The organism is Bacillus sp. FDAARGOS_527 (assembly GCF_003812125.1).
GTDB classification, from domain to species: domain Bacteria; phylum Bacillota; class Bacilli; order Bacillales; family Bacillaceae_G; genus Bacillus_A; species Bacillus_A paranthracis.
Genome location: NZ_CP033795.1, coordinates 3,094,995 through 3,111,332 on the forward strand (window position 1 = coordinate 3,094,995; position 16,338 = coordinate 3,111,332).

23 protein-coding genes are annotated in these 16,338 nt (G+C 34.9%); 7 read left to right on the forward strand and 16 right to left on the reverse strand.

Annotation, left to right across the window (positions count from 1 at the left end):
- Window positions 1–282: 282 nt before the first annotated feature.
- Window positions 283–1,461: an FtsW/RodA/SpoVE family cell cycle protein gene (locus EGX95_RS18485; RefSeq protein ID WP_000832766.1), complete on the reverse strand. Its 1,179-nt coding sequence runs from the start codon at window positions 1,459–1,461 to the stop codon at window positions 283–285.
- 125 nt (window positions 1,462–1,586) lie between these two features.
- Window positions 1,587–1,874, reverse strand: a complete 288-nt coding sequence (locus EGX95_RS18490) for an Fpa/YlaN family protein (protein ID WP_000135695.1) — start codon at window positions 1,872–1,874, stop codon at window positions 1,587–1,589.
- Window positions 1,875–2,024: 150 nt separating this feature from the next.
- Between EGX95_RS18490 and EGX95_RS18495 the strand changes: the two genes are divergently transcribed.
- Window positions 2,025–2,522 carry a molybdopterin-binding protein gene (locus EGX95_RS18495; protein ID WP_001289788.1) on the forward strand — a complete coding sequence of 166 codons (498 nt, stop codon included), beginning with the start codon at window positions 2,025–2,027 and terminating at the stop codon, window positions 2,520–2,522.
- 31 nt (window positions 2,523–2,553) lie between these two features.
- Here EGX95_RS18495 and EGX95_RS18500 read toward each other — a convergent pair whose 3' ends face one another.
- Complete coding sequence (locus EGX95_RS18500; protein WP_000358084.1) at window positions 2,554–3,882, reverse strand: PhoH family protein; 1,329 nt, start codon at window positions 3,880–3,882, stop codon at window positions 2,554–2,556.
- 246 nt (window positions 3,883–4,128) lie between these two features.
- On the reverse strand, window positions 4,129–4,584 hold the full coding sequence (locus EGX95_RS18505) for a pyridoxamine 5'-phosphate oxidase family protein (protein ID WP_000024588.1): 456 nt from the start codon (window positions 4,582–4,584) through the stop codon (window positions 4,129–4,131).
- Between the two features lie 145 nt (window positions 4,585–4,729).
- Here EGX95_RS18505 and EGX95_RS18510 point away from each other — a divergent pair, with 145 nt between their 5' ends.
- Complete coding sequence (locus tag EGX95_RS18510; RefSeq protein WP_001995040.1) at window positions 4,730–4,930, forward strand: YlaI family protein; 201 nt, start codon at window positions 4,730–4,732, stop codon at window positions 4,928–4,930.
- Window positions 4,931–4,966: 36 nt separating this feature from the next.
- Here EGX95_RS18510 and EGX95_RS18515 read toward each other — a convergent pair whose 3' ends face one another.
- The 3 genes from EGX95_RS18515 to typA form a co-directional block, all read right to left on the reverse strand.
- On the reverse strand, window positions 4,967–5,242 hold the full coding sequence (locus EGX95_RS18515) for a hypothetical protein (protein ID WP_001258148.1): 276 nt from the start codon (window positions 5,240–5,242) through the stop codon (window positions 4,967–4,969).
- Window positions 5,243–5,253: 11 nt separating this feature from the next.
- Entirely contained in the window at window positions 5,254–5,556 is a 303-nt protein-coding gene (locus EGX95_RS18520) for a YlaH-like family protein (RefSeq protein ID WP_000893666.1), read from the reverse strand.
- Between the two features lie 157 nt (window positions 5,557–5,713).
- Window positions 5,714–7,558 carry a translational GTPase TypA gene (gene typA, locus EGX95_RS18525; RefSeq protein ID WP_000914763.1) on the reverse strand — a complete coding sequence of 615 codons (1,845 nt, stop codon included), beginning with the start codon at window positions 7,556–7,558 and terminating at the stop codon, window positions 5,714–5,716.
- Window positions 7,559–7,698: 140 nt separating this feature from the next.
- On the opposite strand from typA, the gene EGX95_RS18530 reads away from it, so the two are divergent.
- Window positions 7,699–7,878, forward strand: a complete 180-nt coding sequence (locus EGX95_RS18530) for a DUF5325 family protein (protein WP_000400127.1) — start codon at window positions 7,699–7,701, stop codon at window positions 7,876–7,878.
- 44 nt (window positions 7,879–7,922) lie between these two features.
- On the opposite strand, the gene EGX95_RS18535 is transcribed toward EGX95_RS18530, so the two are convergent.
- Together EGX95_RS18535 and EGX95_RS18540 are read right to left on the reverse strand one after the other, a co-directional pair.
- Complete coding sequence (locus EGX95_RS18535; RefSeq protein ID WP_001158693.1) at window positions 7,923–8,714, reverse strand: inositol monophosphatase family protein; 792 nt, start codon at window positions 8,712–8,714, stop codon at window positions 7,923–7,925.
- An 88-nt stretch (window positions 8,715–8,802) separates the two neighbouring features.
- Entirely contained in the window at window positions 8,803–8,991 is a 189-nt protein-coding gene (locus EGX95_RS18540) for a hypothetical protein (RefSeq protein ID WP_001250164.1), read from the reverse strand.
- A gap of 206 nt (window positions 8,992–9,197) precedes the next feature.
- Here EGX95_RS18540 and EGX95_RS18545 point away from each other — a divergent pair, with 206 nt between their 5' ends.
- The gene (locus tag EGX95_RS18545) at window positions 9,198–9,824 is read left to right on the forward strand and encodes a YktB family protein (protein WP_000175082.1); all 627 of its coding nucleotides are present in this window, start codon (window positions 9,198–9,200) and stop codon (window positions 9,822–9,824) included.
- 80 nt (window positions 9,825–9,904) lie between these two features.
- On the opposite strand, the gene EGX95_RS18550 is transcribed toward EGX95_RS18545, so the two are convergent.
- Window positions 9,905–10,174 carry a UPF0223 family protein gene (locus tag EGX95_RS18550; RefSeq protein WP_000456556.1) on the reverse strand — a complete coding sequence of 90 codons (270 nt, stop codon included), beginning with the start codon at window positions 10,172–10,174 and terminating at the stop codon, window positions 9,905–9,907.
- A gap of 366 nt (window positions 10,175–10,540) precedes the next feature.
- On the opposite strand from EGX95_RS18550, the gene speA reads away from it, so the two are divergent.
- Window positions 10,541–12,013 (forward strand): arginine decarboxylase, encoded by a 1,473-nt coding sequence (gene speA / locus EGX95_RS18555; protein WP_000084879.1) that lies wholly within the window; start codon window positions 10,541–10,543, stop codon window positions 12,011–12,013.
- Between the two features lie 74 nt (window positions 12,014–12,087).
- Window positions 12,088–12,918 carry a protein-glutamine gamma-glutamyltransferase gene (locus tag EGX95_RS18560; protein WP_000635351.1) on the forward strand — a complete coding sequence of 277 codons (831 nt, stop codon included), beginning with the start codon at window positions 12,088–12,090 and terminating at the stop codon, window positions 12,916–12,918.
- 34 nt (window positions 12,919–12,952) lie between these two features.
- On the opposite strand, the gene EGX95_RS18565 is transcribed toward EGX95_RS18560, so the two are convergent.
- The 4 genes from EGX95_RS18565 to EGX95_RS18580 all read right to left on the reverse strand — a co-directional run bounded on the left by EGX95_RS18565 (window position 12,953) and on the right by EGX95_RS18580 (window position 13,935).
- A complete protein-coding gene (locus EGX95_RS18565) occupies window positions 12,953–13,081 on the reverse strand; it encodes a GapA-binding peptide SR1P (RefSeq protein WP_000536793.1) in 129 nt (42 codons plus the stop codon).
- A gap of 45 nt (window positions 13,082–13,126) precedes the next feature.
- Window positions 13,127–13,255: a GapA-binding peptide SR1P gene (locus tag EGX95_RS18570; protein ID WP_000536805.1), complete on the reverse strand. Its 129-nt coding sequence runs from the start codon at window positions 13,253–13,255 to the stop codon at window positions 13,127–13,129.
- Between the two features lie 59 nt (window positions 13,256–13,314).
- Window positions 13,315–13,443, reverse strand: a complete 129-nt coding sequence (locus tag EGX95_RS18575) for a GapA-binding peptide SR1P (protein ID WP_000536779.1) — start codon at window positions 13,441–13,443, stop codon at window positions 13,315–13,317.
- 195 nt (window positions 13,444–13,638) lie between these two features.
- Window positions 13,639–13,935, reverse strand: coding sequence for a DUF3055 domain-containing protein (locus EGX95_RS18580; protein WP_001993838.1), 297 nt, complete (start codon window positions 13,933–13,935; stop codon window positions 13,639–13,641).
- A gap of 127 nt (window positions 13,936–14,062) precedes the next feature.
- On the opposite strand from EGX95_RS18580, the gene EGX95_RS18585 reads away from it, so the two are divergent.
- Window positions 14,063–14,455: a DUF1885 family protein gene (locus tag EGX95_RS18585; protein WP_001163309.1), complete on the forward strand. Its 393-nt coding sequence runs from the start codon at window positions 14,063–14,065 to the stop codon at window positions 14,453–14,455.
- Window position 14,456: 1 nt separating this feature from the next.
- On the opposite strand, the gene EGX95_RS18590 is transcribed toward EGX95_RS18585, so the two are convergent.
- Together EGX95_RS18590 and lpdA are read right to left on the reverse strand one after the other, a co-directional pair.
- Window positions 14,457–14,684, reverse strand: a complete 228-nt coding sequence (locus EGX95_RS18590; RefSeq protein WP_001221350.1) for a hypothetical protein — start codon at window positions 14,682–14,684, stop codon at window positions 14,457–14,459.
- A 239-nt stretch (window positions 14,685–14,923) separates the two neighbouring features.
- Complete coding sequence (lpdA, locus tag EGX95_RS18595) at window positions 14,924–16,336, reverse strand: dihydrolipoyl dehydrogenase (protein ID WP_000260111.1); 1,413 nt, start codon at window positions 16,334–16,336, stop codon at window positions 14,924–14,926.
- Window positions 16,337–16,338 lie beyond the last annotated feature (2 nt).

The following is a 16,338-nucleotide window of genomic DNA, read 5'->3' on the forward strand; positions in this document are numbered from 1 at the left end:
CCATAAAGAGCGTGAAGTTCTTCACTTTCCACATTATATTATACTTAGAAAGCTTCACTTTATTTTTATCCATCATACCTTATTTTTTAACAAATGATAAGTTTTCTGAGCAATTTGTCTCACAAAAATAGTATAGCATACCTCTTCCTTTTCTAACAACTTAATTGTATATCACTTTTTTTATTAATGTGATATACAATTTACTTGAAAGATAAATTAATACATCATATTTAAAACTACTTAAAAATAAAAAACACATCATGCTCTAAAGCACAATGTGTTTTATTTTACAACTACAAGATGTGGTCCACCTTGTTCTCTTTCTTTAACTCTCTCGTTCTGTTGTTTCTCTTGTCGTTTTACATGACTAGCAATATTGAGTAATATCCCCATCGCGAGTAGATTAGCTAATAAGGAACTCCCGCCATAACTAACAAACGGTAAAGGAACTCCTGTAAGTGGTATTAATCCAGACATACCACCAACATTAACAAATGTTTGGACTCCAAACAAACTTGCAATTCCGATAGCTATTAAACTTCCAAATGGATCTTTACACTTTTGTGCAACTCTAAAGGCCCGAATAATTATAAGTAATAAACAGATTAAAATAATAGCCACACCTATAAAACCAAGTTCTTCAGATATAATTGCCATTATAAAATCCGTTTGTGGTTCTGGTAAGTAACCATACTTTTGTACACTATTTCCTAATCCTCTACCATTTAGCCCTCCCGAAGCAATTCCAATAAACGAATTTATTAATTGAAATCCATCCTTTTGCGGATCGCTAAATGGATCAAGAAAAACAGAAAACCGTGCTTTTTGGTACTGACTTAATTTATAACTCCCAAGAAAATACAACGCCGGAGCCCATACTATAGATGTTAACAAGAATCTCTTTATCCATAAATTTACATTAACTCCTGAACAAAGAAACATAATTCCTACTGTTCCCGCAATTAACATATCGGTACCTAAGTCATTTTGCTTTAAAATTAAAAACATGATTAAACCAACACCTAAAAGTACTGGTCCTGATCCTTTAAAAACAGACGTATTCGTTTCTTGCCTTTTCGCAAAGAAATGGGCCAATACGAGAATAACTGTTATCTTAACAAATTCCGCAGGCTGTATTCCAAATATCCATCCATTTGCACCATTTACCGCTTTAGCAAAGAAGGCAGCTGCTGCTAATAATGCTACACTAATTCCATAACTCCCCAATAAAAAGATTCGTTTTCTCCACACTTTATATGGGATAATAACAAGAATTATTAATACTATTGTCCCAGCAGCTAAAGTAATTAATTGTCTTTTAAAAAAGAAATTTGCTGGTTTATCAAACCTCGAAATCGCAACAATGGAACTAGAACTATATACCATTATAACTCCCAGCACACATAAGATAACAAGAGGAAGTAATAATGAATAATCCATTGATTTCCATACTCTTTTCATTTCATTTCCTCTCTCTGTTTCAATTTAATTATTGTTGTATTCCATATGTACATTGATTCTTCCTGCTTTATTATACAAATAAAAAGCTCAAACTTTTTCAGTTTGAGCCCCCTTATTTGAACCCGTTATTGTTGTTTGTTTGTAAATGCTTCATGAAGTGCAGATAACTCACGTTCAAGCTCTCCTAACATTGCTTTCCCTTGTTCTTCTGCAATAAGACCAAGGCGAACTGCAAAATCGACTTCGCGGGATAGTCCAAACATTTGTGTGTCTAACACTTCTTCATATAATGGACATTGCGGCATTGTAAGATGGTCCATTTGCACCTTAATAAGTCTTAAAATCTTCTCCGCATCCGCTTGTAGAAGGGCTAGTGCCTTTTCCTGATGATTTGATACTGTCTCAGACGCCAAATTGATTCCCTCCGTTTCCGTCCTACTCTCTCCTATCTATTAATATTAGCGATAGTTTTAATAAATTGCAATAGAAACATTTTTTGTGACAATAGTGTCTAATACTATTATACTGAAAAGTGGGAGTATAACACAAATGGGGGAACAACAATGAGCGAAATTTTATTTATTAATGGAAAAGTTCGTTTTCCAATCACTATCGATCCAACCGTTTGGATCTTTGATGATCGAAAAGTAGATTTGACAACTTACTTTGATGAAACGAGAGAAAACACTTCAGAACTAGAAGCTTATTTAAAAAACACTTCGGAACATTGGGATCGCGAAATCCGTGATGGTGCTGCTTTCCCGCCGATACAACAAAGTGTAAAGAAATTTAAAAAAGAACAGCTAATTACTGGAACGTTCGGTATACCATTTCAACCTTTTCTTGCTAATGCCGAAATTTCAGATGACGCTACGCAAGTCGAGATCGAAACAGTAGATGATACAATAACGCTTCCATTAGAAACTGTCAAACATGCTATTCTTGGTTTTTCAAAAGAAGGAAAACCATTAAAAGAAGATGGACCTGTTCATTTATATTACAATGATGGATCTAATAGACAAAATCCAATCCGTAACATCCGCAAATTTACAATTATTTAAAGAAAAGGAGTGAGCTTTTGCTCACTCCTTTTTATAGTAAATCTGCGGCTAGTTGAGCTAAATTAGATCGCTCCCCTTTAACAAACTTTACATGACCACTAATACGTTGCTCTTTAAACTTCTCTACAACGTATGTTAAACCGTTATTATATTCATCCAAATACGGATGATCAATTTGCTGAGGATCTCCCATTAATACGATTTTACTTTTTTCTCCTACCCTCGTTAGTATCGTTTTCACTTCATGCTTCGTTAAATTTTGTGCTTCGTCAATTATAATGAATTGATCTGGAATACTTCTCCCGCGTATATACGTAAGAGCTTCTACTTCTATCGAACCCATTCCAGCTAAAATAGCATCTAACTCTCCTGGTTTTTTCGTATTAAATAAATACTCTAGATTATCAAAAATCGGTTGCATCCACGGTCTTAACTTTTCTTCTTTTTCTCCCGGTAAATAACCGATATCTTTCCCAACTGGAACAATTGGCCGTGCAACGAGTAGTTTTTTATATAACCCTAAATCTTCCGTTTGCATGAGCCCCGAAGCTAAAGCTAGTAATGTCTTTCCTGTACCAGCTTTCCCTGTTAGCGTAACTAGTGGAATATCTTCACGAAGCAACAATTCTAATCCCATAATTTGCTGCACATTTCGTGGTCGTATTCCCCATACTTGTTCATTTGGAAAAATAAGTTTCTTTACCTTCTTACCTAAATGATCCACAATACCTAGTGCTGAACTAGATCCACCTAACGCATCTTTCATTACTACAAACTGATTTGGATAAAAAGGATGATTTGCAATTTCGGATAAAGGCAATTCGCCTTTTTCATAAAAATAATCCAATTGTTCTTTTGATATATATCCTTCTAAAAATCCTGAATATATATTTTCCACTTCAATAACCCGATCACTTAAATAATCTTCCGCCTTTAAACCTATTGCATCTGCTTTTACCCTTACGAGCACGTCTTTACTTACTAAAATAACAGACTTCCCGTCCTCTTTTTCTTGTTCTTCTAAAGATAGATTTTTTGCTACAGCTAAAATTCGATTATCATTTGTTTTTTCTACAAAAATATCTTGTAGTTGGACAAACGAACGATGATTTAATTCAATACGAAATGTACCGCCGTTTTCTAGCGGAATACTTTCATGCAGTTTTCCTATTTCACGAAATTTGTCTATTAACTTAGATACATAACGAGCGTTTCGTCCTACTTCATCCATATAACGTTTTTTCGAATCAACCTCTTCTAATACAACTGCTGGAATCACTACTTCATTGGTTTCAAATGAAAAAATAGATAAAGGATCCTGCAAAAGTACATTCGTATCTAACACATAAATTTTATCCAACCTGTTACCCCCTGACTCCACTTTTAAATTTGTAGAACAAGGGTTTCATCCATAAAATATGGACGAACCATTGTTATAATTATATGTACCGTATAAACGAGGTAGAATCGAAATTTATAGCCATTAAACCTTTTATTTATTTTTTATTCATTTCTATTCAATATATTACTTTTAATTATAATTATTAACATAAAATCACAATAAGTGATTACAAAAGTTAATAACTGACTTTCTTATTTATCACATTTATAATTCTTTCATTCCTGCTAACACTTGGTTATCGAGCTTTTTAGCTGCACGAAGATCATACGTTTTTTCATATGTTGGCTCAATTGCAAGTTTTGCACCATAAAACATAACATCACGTACTTCTTGTACATTTACTTCTATTACAGTTAATTTTAGAGGAATGCCTTCCATTCTATCAGTCAAAATTTCACCTGCACCACTTATGGAAAATACGGATTCATTCGCCATTATAGTCAATACCACTCCAGTACTATGTCTTATATTTTCCACAATACGTGAACGTTGATCTACTGCAAATCGAATACTAGTTTTACTCACTGCATACACCCAAGAAATAGCACTTACGTTAGGAACTTGTTTTTCAAAATCTGTTGTTGCTACCATAACAATACACTCTTTACGTAACGTTTGTACTAAATCATCTGTTAATGTGGGCTCTACTACATTCGCCATATTTCCACCTCCAAATATACTTCATATATCCTTATCATAACCTATTTTTCGAATTGCGAAAATATTATTTTTTCCCACTATTATTCAAAAACATTACACTTCCATGATATACTTATACTGATAGAATTCGTATTGAGGTGACGAAATGAGAGTCAAATGTATGATTTGTGATAAAAAAGATATGTTAGATGATGAAAATCCTATGGCAAAAAAGCTGCGTAATCGCCCTATTCATACATATATGTGCATGGAATGTTCGGAACGAATTGCTGAACGTACGATGGAACGTCATGCAAGTGGTAATTTCCGATTATATCGTGATAAAAAAGTCGAAGACGATTGGTAAAATATAAATAAGTCCTTTATCAATATGATAAAGGACTTATTTATATTTTTCAGGTTCGCGATTCATTTGATCCAAAAAACAATCAATAGCTTCTAATGGAAACCTTGCAGATTTTCTTTCTCCATTTATTTCATATGTAACTAAATACATTTCCTCGTTCTTCTTAACTTCCACATTTCTCAATTTATGTTCTTCATATATCATATTTTGAAATAACAAATACGTTTCTTTTGCAGCACTATCATCCGGACGTGCTTCGGCAACTGTTTTAATTGTTAACCAATTATATAACGCATCTTGTACGGAACGCATAAAACTCCCCCTCATCCTGCTTTTTGTTGTCTTGCTTGACGTAATCGCAACCTATAAATCCCAAGTACAATTGCTGCTACAACAAGCCCCTCTCCAACAGGTAAAAAAACTGCAAAGAAAGTTAACACTGTACACCCAATCGCTAACGATATATATATCACTATATTTTTTATTATAGATAGTTTTCTTGCAAAACCTAAATTATACACAAGTGCACTTAATATAATAATGACGCCATACAGTAACCACATCCCTAGCTCTGGATTTTCATCAACTTTACATAACTTCGCAAAAAACGACATTCTTTCTAACACCATTTATCCCCCTTCCTCATAAATCAAACCATTTTTCTTTATGTACTTAATACAAGAGTAACCTGTGAAAAAAATACTGTCCACAAAAAGAGTAAATATTCTAAAAAATAAACATAAAAAAACAGCTACCTTAATTAAAGGTAGCTGTTTTACTATTTTACGCTTCTACAGATTTCTTTTTCTTAGCAGCTCTTTCACGTTCGCTCTTATCAAGAATCTTTTTACGTAAACGAATTGATTCTGGAGTTACTTCACAGAACTCGTCATCGTTTAAGTACTCTAATGATTCTTCTAAAGTCATTAAGCGTGGTTTTTTCATTGTTGAAGTTTGATCTTTCGTCGCAGAACGAATGTTAGTTTGTTGTTTCATTTTCACAACGTTAACTGTTAAGTCATTCTCACGAGTGTGTTCTCCGACAATCATACCAGCATATACTTCTGTACCTGGTTCAACGAAGATTACACCACGATCTTCAACTTGCATAATACCGTATTGTGATGCTTTTCCTGTTTCAAGTGAAACTAGAACACCTTGACGACGTCCACCAACTTGTCCAGCGTGTACTGGTTGGTAGCAATCGAATGTATGGTTTAAAATACCGTAACCACGAGTTAATGTTAAGAATTCTGTTGTGTAACCAATTAAACCACGTGCTGGAACCATGAAAGTAAGGCGAACTTGACCGTTTCCGTTATTCACCATATCTAACATTTCACCTTTACGAGCACCCATAGATTCCATAATAGAACCAGTGTATTCTTCAGGTACATCGATTTGTACACGCTCTACAGGCTCACATCTTACGCCATCAACTTCTTTAATAATTACTTCTGGCTTAGATACTTGTAGTTCATAACCTTCACGACGCATGTTTTCAATTAAGATAGATAAATGTAGTTCCCCACGTCCAGATACGATCCATGCATCAGGAGACTCTGTATTATCTACACGTAAACTTACATCTGTTTCTAATTGTGAACGAAGACGCTCTTCAATTTTACGAGATGTAATATATTTACCTTCACGACCTGCAAATGGACTGTTATTTACAAGGAACGTCATTTGTAGTGTTGGCTCATCAATACGTAATAATGGTAACGCATCTTGATGTTCAACTGGACATACTGTTTCACCAACGTTAATGTCTTCCATACCAGAAACAGCTACTAAGTCTCCAGCTTTTGCTTCTTCAATTTCTTGACGTTTTAATCCCATGTAACCAAATAATTTTGTTACGCGGAATTGTTTTACGCTTCCGTCTACTTTCATTAAAGCAACTTGTTGTCCAACCTTCATTGTACCGCGGAATACGCGTCCAACTCCAATACGTCCAACATAGTCGTTGTAATCAAGAAGTGCTACTTGGAATTGAAGTGGCTCTTCGCTGTTATCAATTGGTGCAGGAATATGTTCAATAATTGTATCAAATAATGATTTCATATTCTCTTCTTGATTTGCTGGGTTTGAATCTAAGCTTGCTGTTCCGTTCATTGCTGATGCAAATACAACTGGGAACTCTAATTGATCTTCGTTTGCACCAAGTTCGATGAATAAGTCAATTACTTCATCAACTACTTCATCAGGGCGAGCGAAGTCACGGTCAATTTTATTTACTACTACGATTGGAGTTAAGTTTTGCTCAAGAGCTTTCTTTAAAACAAATCGTGTTTGTGGCATACAACCTTCATATGCATCAACAACAAGTAAAACACCATCAACCATTTTCATAATACGTTCTACTTCTCCACCGAAGTCAGCGTGACCTGGTGTATCTAAAATGTTAATTCTTTTATCTTCATAGTGAATCGCAGTATTTTTCGCTAAAATTGTAATACCGCGCTCTCTTTCTAGATCATTTGAATCCATTGCGCGCTCTTCAACGTGTTCGTTCGCACGGAAAGTCCCCGCTTGACGTAATAACTGGTCAACAAGTGTTGTTTTACCATGGTCAACGTGGGCAATAATTGCTATATTACGTAAATCTTGTCGTTTTTTCAACATGTCCAACTCCTAATGTCTTTTTAATCCTTCTCTATTATAAGAGCGAAGGGGATACAATAGCAATTAAAATAAAATCAAGAATGAAAATATAGTTGTATTCTTACTTTTGTGAAAGTAAAATGAGATTGGAGGGTGAAGAAATGGAACACATTCAATATCGCTTTTTATTAACTGCAATTATCGGTGTTATTTTCTTAATTGGTATCGGCATTATGATTGCTGAAAATAGTCCAATCGGTATTATTATTTGCATTATCGGCACATTTGTTACAGTTGGATACGGTTTTGTAACAAAAAGAAAAATGCGTAAATCGCAATAACGTCAAAAAGTAAGAAGCCTGTATACAGCCTCTTACTTTTTTTGTTACTTGGATATAAACGATAACACTTCTTCATACACCCCTGGCTTCGCAACTAATACGCTACTCTTCTCTACGATAGAAAGTGGCGCTCCGGAGAATGTTGTTACCTTGCCTCCAACTTCCTCTACAATTATCTGTCCCCCGCCAAAGTCCCATGGCGATAACCTAGGCGTTACATATGCATCGATTCTTCCAGTTGCAACGTATACCATCTCTAATGCTGCACAGCCATATGATCTCGTGCCTCTTGCTTTCTTAACAAGTGCCATCATACTTTCCATATTAAGCAATGGATTGTCGGTAAGCCATATCGCATTTAAAGCTACAATACCTTGCTCTACAGTACCTTTTTCTAATAAAGGTATCGGTACTTCATTACAAAATGCTCCAGCCCCTTTTAACGCATGATATAATTCATCATGAACTGGATCATAAATAAGTCCAATCTTTCCGATACCGTTCTCATAAATTCCAATTGAAATCGCAAAATTTCTTTTTTGGTGAACAAAGTTCATCGTGCCGTCAATTGGATCAATTAACCAAACAACCCCGTCAGAAGAAGTTACCTCGTCTCCATAGCCCTCTTCACCTAAAATATGATGATGTGGGAATGTTTCTTTAATTTTCCCAATTAAAAACTGTTCTATTTCTCGGTCCATATTTGTTACTAAATCAGCTGCATTTGATTTTGTTTCTATAATAAGTGCTTTTTTCATTGATGCCATTAAATGCTCTCCCGCATCCCGAATCCACTGTTTGGCGTGTGCATCGATGTCTTTCCATACTTCTTGCATGTTTAAACACTCCGATCTATACTGTTCACAGAAAAAACGAACCCTTTATAAGGTTCGCACCAACTAATTTTTTATACATATACTATTATTACGCTTCTAAACGAATCATTTCAAGTCTTAACACTTCTAACTTTTGTACACACTCTTCTTTTTTCTGTTTATCATCTTCCATCATCGCATCATATAAAGTTGCTAATTCATAATCTAGCTCCAAACGTAGCACCGGTATTCTCTTTTCAGCATCTGTTCTCTTTAACGCATTAATCACCTGTCTCATATTATTTGCCTCCTCCCAATATTCGTCTGCCCTCGGACTAGAATTAATTCAATTTTCTGATTTTTTGTTTTATACTATACTATGTTGGATAAATCATCTATGCAACAAAATTATATTTTTTTATTTAAATTTTTTTGTGCTGTTTTTTTTATGAATAGTACAAGCTATGCTAAAATAAAAGCAAAATAGGAGTTGGAGGAACAATCATGACACTACAAACATTCAAATCAACTGATTTTGAGGTCTTTACAGTTGATGGTCTCGAAGAACGAATGAGTGCAATTAAAACGAACATTCATCCTAAGCTAGAAGCTTTAGGGGAACAGTTTGCAGCGTATTTATCCAAACAAACTGATGAGAACTTTTTTTATCATGTAGCAAAACACGCACGTCGCAAAGTCAATCCACCAAACGATACTTGGGTTGCTTTTTCAACAAATAAACGCGGATATAAAATGCTACCACATTTCCAAATTGGATTATGGGGTACTCATGCCTTCATATACTTTGGTTTAATCTATGAGTGTCCACAAAAAGTGGAGACGGCTCACGCCTTCTTAGAACATATAAATGATTTAAAAACAAATATTCCAAATGACTTCGTTTGGTCCATTGACCATACTAAACCAAGTGTAAAATTACATAAAACACTTGAAACAAATGATTTACAAAAGATGATTGAACGTCTAGCTACTGTAAAAAAAGCAGAATTATTAGTTGGTATTCATATATCACCAGAGGAGTTTTCAGCAATGACCAACGAACAATTCCTTGCTAAGATTGAATCTACGATGCAATCACTCCTTCCTTTATATGCACTTTGTAATCGATAGTAGAAAACGGACAATTTATATTGTCCGTTTTTAGTTGTTATCACATTATATCACTTCAGTTTTTATTTTTCAAAATATTTTTACATTTTCACAAGCTTTTCTTCTTCAATTTCTTTAGCCTTCTGAATCGCACGGTATATAGAATATCCACTTACTTCTTGAAACTCTTTATCAATTTTCTTTTCTTCTGCTTTCGATGGAACAATCTCTTTAAAACGACGATATAAACCCATTAATTCTTCTCTTACAATTCCTTTTTCATATGCTTTCTCAATCGCTTCATAAAACTTCACAATTGTAACCATTTCCTCATTTGACCAATCATAATCTAACGGATATTGATATTCCATTTCGCACCTCATTTATCATTTCTTCTTATTTCAATACGCTATCTTAAAGTGATTTTTTCTACTTCACTATAGTCACTTTGCATTATACACTATTTATTCATTTTAATGGAATTGCCTTCCACTAGAAGTTAGTAGGCAGCTACTATTTAACATACTCACCGTAAAAATATTTTTTGCTATACATCTATAATTATTGGTGATATAATGCTTTTGTTTTATAGGAAATAAAGTGAAGCTCCCATCTCAAAAAAGCTTTTGTGAATGGCAGAAAAACAAGTCTCATTCTAAAAAAGAACGTAACTTTTTTAGAACAAGATTATATAAAACAAACTCTAATAAATATAAAAAAAAGAAGGGGTGTATAGATTGTCCCAATACGAAACACCATTGTTTACCGCTTTAGTTGAGCACAGTAAGCGAAATCCAATTCAATTCCATATTCCAGGTCATAAAAAAGGGCAAGGCATGGATCCTGAATTTCGCGAATTTATTGGGCATAATGCATTAGCAATTGATTTAATTAACATTGCGCCGCTCGATGATTTACATCATCCAAAAGGTATGATTAAAGAAGCACAAGATTTAGCAGCCGCTGCATTTGGTGCGGATCATACTTTCTTTTCTATTCAAGGTACAAGTGGCGCAATAATGACAATGGTGATGAGCGTTTGCGGTCCTGGTGACAAAATACTAGTGCCACGAAACGTGCATAAATCAGTAATGTCAGCTATTATTTTCTCAGGTGCAAAACCTATTTTCATGCATCCTGAAATCGATCCAAAACTTGGTATTTCACATGGAATCACAATCCAATCTGTCAAAAAAGCACTTGAAGAGCACTCAGATGCGAAAGGCTTACTTGTTATTAATCCAACATACTTTGGCTTTGCTGCGGACTTAGAACAGATTGTACAATTAGCACATTCTTACGATATCCCTGTACTCGTTGATGAGGCTCATGGTGTTCATATTCATTTTCACGATGAACTGCCGATGTCAGCGATGCAAGCCGGTGCAGATATGGCAGCAACGAGTGTTCACAAATTAGGTGGATCTTTAACGCAAAGTTCTATTCTTAATGTAAAAGAAGGCCTTGTGAACGTAAAACATGTTCAATCTATTATTAGCATGCTTACGACTACATCAACGTCTTACATCTTGTTAGCCTCCCTAGATGTTGCTAGAAAACGTCTTGCTACAGAAGGAAAAGCGCTCATAGAACAAACAATACAATTAGCGGAACAAGTTCGTAATGCTATAAATGATATTGAAGATCTTTACTGTCCAGGGAAAGAAATGCTAGGTACGGATGCTACTTTTAACTATGATCCTACAAAGATAATTGTATCTGTAAAAGATTTAGGTATTACAGGCCATCAGGCTGAAGTATGGCTTAGAGAGCAATATAACATTGAAGTAGAACTCTCAGATTTATACAACATACTATGTCTTGTCACTTTTGGGGATACAGAAAGTGAAACGAATACACTTATTGCGGCATTACAAGATTTATCAGCAACATTTAAAAATAAAGCTGATAAAGGTGTTCAAGTGCAAGTAGAAATTCCAGAAATACCTGTGTTAGCACTTTCTCCTCGAGATGCTTTTTATTCGGAAACAGAAGTCATCCCATTTGAAAATGCAGCAGGTCGTATTATAGCTGATTTCGTTATGGTTTATCCGCCAGGGATTCCAATCTTTACTCCGGGGGAAATTATTACACAAGACAACTTAGAGTATATTCGTAAAAACTTAGAAGCAGGTTTACCTGTACAAGGTCCTGAAGATATGACATTACAAACATTACGCGTGATCAAAGAGTACAAGCCTATCAGTTGATAGGCTTTTTTTCACCCTTTTTCCCTTTTCTCATACGATATTATGTAATGTAACGTATAGGTGGGGATACTACTATGATTGTAATAGGCCGTTCTATTGTACATCCTTATATCACAAATGAATATGAGCCATTTGCAAATGAGAAACAACAAATTTTATCTATAATGGCAGGAAATCAAGAAATCTATTCCTTCCGAACATCTGGTGAACTCAGCTTTGATCTAAATTTGCGTGTTAATATTATTACTTCTGCATTAGAACTTTTTCAAAGTGGTTTTCAGTTTCGCACATTTCAACAATCTTTTTGTAACCCTCAGTATTGGAAAAGAACGTCTCTTGGAGGATTCGAGCTCCTTCCAAACATACCCCCTTCCATTGCCATACAAGATATTTTCAAAAACGGAAAACTATATGGAACTGAATGTGCCACCGCTATGATCATTATTTTTTACAAAGCTTTACTAGCATTATATGAGGAAGAAACTTTCAACCGTCTCTTTGCAAACCTTTTACTTTATACGTGGGACTACGATCAAGATTTAAAGCTCATAACAAAGACAGGTGGCGATCTTGTCCCAGGTGATCTCGTTTACTTTAAAAATCCACAAGTGAATCCAGCTACAATCGAGTGGCAAGGAGAAAATACTATCTATCTAGGAAATTTCTTTTTTTATGGGCATGGCGTAGGTGTAAAAACAAAAGAAGAAATTATATACGCATTAAATGAGCGACGAGTCCCTTACGCTTTCATTTCCGCTTTCTTAACCGATACTATTACCCGTATTGATAGCCGTCTCATGAGCTACCACGCTTCTCCTAGCACACCACAGACATCCATAGGATTTATTCCGATTAGAGATGATGCAATTGTTGCAACAGTTGGCAACACAACTACAGTTTATTAAAAAAAGCACCTACATATGTAGGCGCTTTTTTTATTTAAGCTTTTGAATGTTCTTTATGGTCACAGTCGCAATGAGATCCACATTTCCCGTATAGTACTGTTGATTTTTCATCTTCAAAATGTCCGATTGTTCCTTCACATACTTGGCATACGATTGTTCCCATTTTTCATTTCCCCCTGAGTTTTAATAGTAATCTATTTATTTATCATTAAGCTTTCGCATTATCTCTACTAGCACAGTCACAATTTGTTCCGCATTTTCCGTAAAGCACTGTCGTTTTTTCATCTTCAAAATGTCCGATTGTTCCTTCACATACTTGGCATACGATTGTTCCCATTCTTCATTTCCCCCTAAGTTTATGGTCCTAAAAACTTTCAGCTGTCCATTTCCTATCAATTATTGGGCATTTGTATGCTCTGTGTGATCACATCCGCAAGATCCACATTTCCCGTAAAGTACTGTTACTTTCTCATCCTCGAAGTGTGCAATTGTACCTTCACAATCTTGACATACGATTGTTCCCATTTTTCATTTCCCCCTAAGTTTATAATCCCAAAAACTTTTTGTAACCGCTTAACTTTCTGTCTTTATTTTAATATGTTATACTTTTTACGTCAATAGGTTTTTAGTATAACACATTAAATATTTTAAATTTAAATTAGTATGCGATATTCAAACAAAAAAACAGCCATATTTATACGTACGACTGTTTTACATTATTTATTCTTCGTATTCCGCATGCAAAGATGTAGATGGAACTAGAAATGAGAAAAACTGAGATAACTCAGCTGCTTCCTCTTCTGAACCTAATTTGAAAACTTCCTGTAAATGTTGAACATTCTCTACATCATCTCGTCCAAGTAAAGTAGACCTTCCTGTTTGCATGCAAACAATAAGTGGCTTTCCAAAAAACATATTTGTATAAATAACACCAAAATCATAACGATTATCATGTGTCATAAACCCCAAAAATCGTACCTTCACACTTTCATGCTCATCATACAATTTTTCAAACATCGGTTTCCACCTTTCTACATCACCTTTCATTAGTATATTAAACAAAAAAAGGAATACTCCTTTTAATTGTCAAAAAATTCAGTAGGATGTAGAATGAGAGTATTCTACTAAGTTAGGGGGAACTTATATGCAACATGCCTTTATTACGCTTGTACCTAAATCCAATCAACAATCTGTTTCAATAGATGATATAAAACAACTTTTTCATTATTATAAAACAGTTACTTCCAAAACTGGTGTTCAAATTAATTACGCTTATACAAATACCGCTTTTCCGTATGAAATTTTAGATACATCAGCAACAACATTCAAACTACAATCTACTCACGATCGATATGACTCCATTTATGTTGGTGTCGGTATAGAAAAGGAACAAACTTATATTCAAGTTTCTTTACCACCTAATGCAACATTTGGTGATAAAGGAAAAGCAAATGAATTTTGCCGTTTTCTAGCGAAGAAATTAGAAGGAGAGTTAAAATTATTTAATGGAAGAACAATGTATTTCTATAAACGTTAATTTAAAAAATAGAAAATATAATTAAGAAAAGTATGCAATTTGAACACGTAAGGAATAATGCCTGCTTTCTAATTTTCAATACAAAATATGCGATCACATATGCTAAATAAAGAAATACAAAAAATAGAATAACTTTATAATGCAACTTATCACCATTTGATAATGATAATACAACGGAAAAACCACTCCATAATAAAAAATGATAAAATATAACATGTAATATTCTCATGGAACATTCTCCTTTGACATGCTCTATTTTATTAATATATGGTATTAAGTTTGAATCAATTACATATTACACGAAAGCATATATATGGCTTTTGGATTTATATATGTTTTAACAATTCAATTAAATTATTATATATTCATTCGACAAGTACGTATAAAGACCTTGCAAGCCACTTTTATTATAAAATAAAAAATAGCCCATCTCTTTAAATAAGAGATGGGCTATTTTCATTACTTAAATTATTTTACAATGTGAATTGGCATTCCAAGAGCAACTTCAGCTGCTTCCATTGTGATTTCACCTAATGTTGGGTGAGCGTGGATTGTTTGAGCGATATCTTCTGCTGTCATTCCAGCTTCGATAGCTAAACCAATCTCAGAAATAATATCAGAAGCGCCTGCACCTGCAACTTGAGCACCTACAAGAAGACCATCTTCTTTACGTGTTACAAGTTGTAAGAAACCGTCAGTGCTGTTTAATGATAATGCACGACCGTTAGCAGCGAATGGGAACTTAGATACAGTTACAGTCATTCCAGCTTCTTCAGCTTGTTTCTTAGTGTAACCAACAGATGCTAATTCTGGATCAGTGAAGCATACTGCAGGAATTCCGATGTAATCGATAGCTGACGCATGGCCACTAATTGCTTCTACAGCTACTTTACCTTCGTAAGAAGCTTTGTGAGCTAATGGTGGTCCAGGAACGATATCACCGATTGCATAGATGTTTGGTACATTTGTACGACATTGCTCATCGATTTCGATGATGCCGCGGTCAGTCATTTTAACTCCAACTTGCTCAAGACCGATTTCTTGAGTGTTTGGACGACGACCTACAGTTACTAATACGTAATCTGCTTCTACAGTTTGGATTTCACCTTTAACTTCGAAGCTAACTTTTACGCCAGTTTCTGTTTCTTCAACGCCTTTAGCCATAGCTTTTGTATGGATTGTTACGTTACCTTTTTTCTGTAGAGCACGTTTAACAACAGAGCTCATAGCTTTTTCGAAACCAGCTAAGATTTCGTCGCCAGCCTCTACTACAGTAACTTCTGTACCGAAGTTAGCATATGCAGTACCTAATTCCATACCGATGTAACCGCCGCCGATTACAACAAGTTTTTTAGGAATTTCAGGTAAGCTTAAAGCACCTGTAGAGTTGATAACACGTTTAGAGTATTTGAATCCTGGAATTTCGATTGGTGTAGAACCAGTTGCAAGAACAGCATTTTTAAACGTATAAGTTTGAGCTGCATCTTCAGTCATTACGCGTAATGTGTTAGCATCTACGAAGTAAGCTTCACCGCGAATGATTTCAACTTTGTTACCTTTAAGAAGGCCTTCAACACCGCCAGTTAATTTCTTAACTACGCCGTTTTTCCATTCTTGAACTTTTGTAAAGTCAACTTTTACGTTCTCTGCAGTGATACCCATGTCATCAGAATGCATTGCATTCTCATAACGATGACCTGCATTGATTAACGCTTTTGAAGGAATACATCCAACGTTTAAGCATACGCCACCAAGGTTAGCTTTTTCAATAATCGCTACCTTTTGACCTAATTGTGCTGCACGAATTGCCGCAACGTATCCACCAGGACCTGCACCAACAACGACTGTATCTAATTCAATTGGGAAATCTCCTACTACCATTG

Excerpts from the sequence above, each read along its gene's own strand:
- EGX95_RS18485 (WP_000832766.1), bottom strand. The coding sequence starts at position 1,461 with ATGAAAAGAGTATGGAAATCAATGGATTATTCATTATTACTTCCTCTT.
- EGX95_RS18495 (WP_001289788.1), top strand. The coding sequence starts at position 2,025 with ATGAGCGAAATTTTATTTATTAATGGAAAAGTTCGTTTTCCAATCACT.
- EGX95_RS18505 (WP_000024588.1), bottom strand. The coding sequence starts at position 4,584 with ATGGCGAATGTAGTAGAGCCCACATTAACAGATGATTTAGTACAAACG.
- EGX95_RS18510 (WP_001995040.1), top strand. The coding sequence starts at position 4,730 with ATGAGAGTCAAATGTATGATTTGTGATAAAAAAGATATGTTAGATGAT.
- EGX95_RS18515 (WP_001258148.1), bottom strand. The coding sequence starts at position 5,242 with ATGCGTTCCGTACAAGATGCGTTATATAATTGGTTAACAATTAAAACA.
- typA (WP_000914763.1), bottom strand. The coding sequence starts at position 7,558 with ATGTTGAAAAAACGACAAGATTTACGTAATATAGCAATTATTGCCCAC.
- EGX95_RS18530 (WP_000400127.1), top strand. The coding sequence starts at position 7,699 with ATGGAACACATTCAATATCGCTTTTTATTAACTGCAATTATCGGTGTT.
- EGX95_RS18535 (WP_001158693.1), bottom strand. The coding sequence starts at position 8,714 with ATGCAAGAAGTATGGAAAGACATCGATGCACACGCCAAACAGTGGATT.
- EGX95_RS18540 (WP_001250164.1), bottom strand. The coding sequence starts at position 8,991 with ATGAGACAGGTGATTAATGCGTTAAAGAGAACAGATGCTGAAAAGAGA.
- EGX95_RS18545 (WP_000175082.1), top strand. The coding sequence starts at position 9,198 with ATGACACTACAAACATTCAAATCAACTGATTTTGAGGTCTTTACAGTT.
- EGX95_RS18550 (WP_000456556.1), bottom strand. The coding sequence starts at position 10,174 with ATGGAATATCAATATCCGTTAGATTATGATTGGTCAAATGAGGAAATG.
- EGX95_RS18560 (WP_000635351.1), top strand. The coding sequence starts at position 12,088 with ATGATTGTAATAGGCCGTTCTATTGTACATCCTTATATCACAAATGAA.
- EGX95_RS18565 (WP_000536793.1), bottom strand. The coding sequence starts at position 13,081 with ATGGGAACAATCGTATGCCAAGTATGTGAAGGAACAATCGGACATTTT.
- EGX95_RS18570 (WP_000536805.1), bottom strand. The coding sequence starts at position 13,255 with ATGGGAACAATCGTATGCCAAGTATGTGAAGGAACAATCGGACATTTT.
- EGX95_RS18575 (WP_000536779.1), bottom strand. The coding sequence starts at position 13,443 with ATGGGAACAATCGTATGTCAAGATTGTGAAGGTACAATTGCACACTTC.
- EGX95_RS18580 (WP_001993838.1), bottom strand. The coding sequence starts at position 13,935 with ATGTTTGAAAAATTGTATGATGAGCATGAAAGTGTGAAGGTACGATTT.
- EGX95_RS18585 (WP_001163309.1), top strand. The coding sequence starts at position 14,063 with ATGCAACATGCCTTTATTACGCTTGTACCTAAATCCAATCAACAATCT.
- EGX95_RS18590 (WP_001221350.1), bottom strand. The coding sequence starts at position 14,684 with ATGAGAATATTACATGTTATATTTTATCATTTTTTATTATGGAGTGGT.
- lpdA (WP_000260111.1), bottom strand. The coding sequence starts at position 16,336 with ATGGTAGTAGGAGATTTCCCAATTGAATTAGATACAGTCGTTGTTGGT.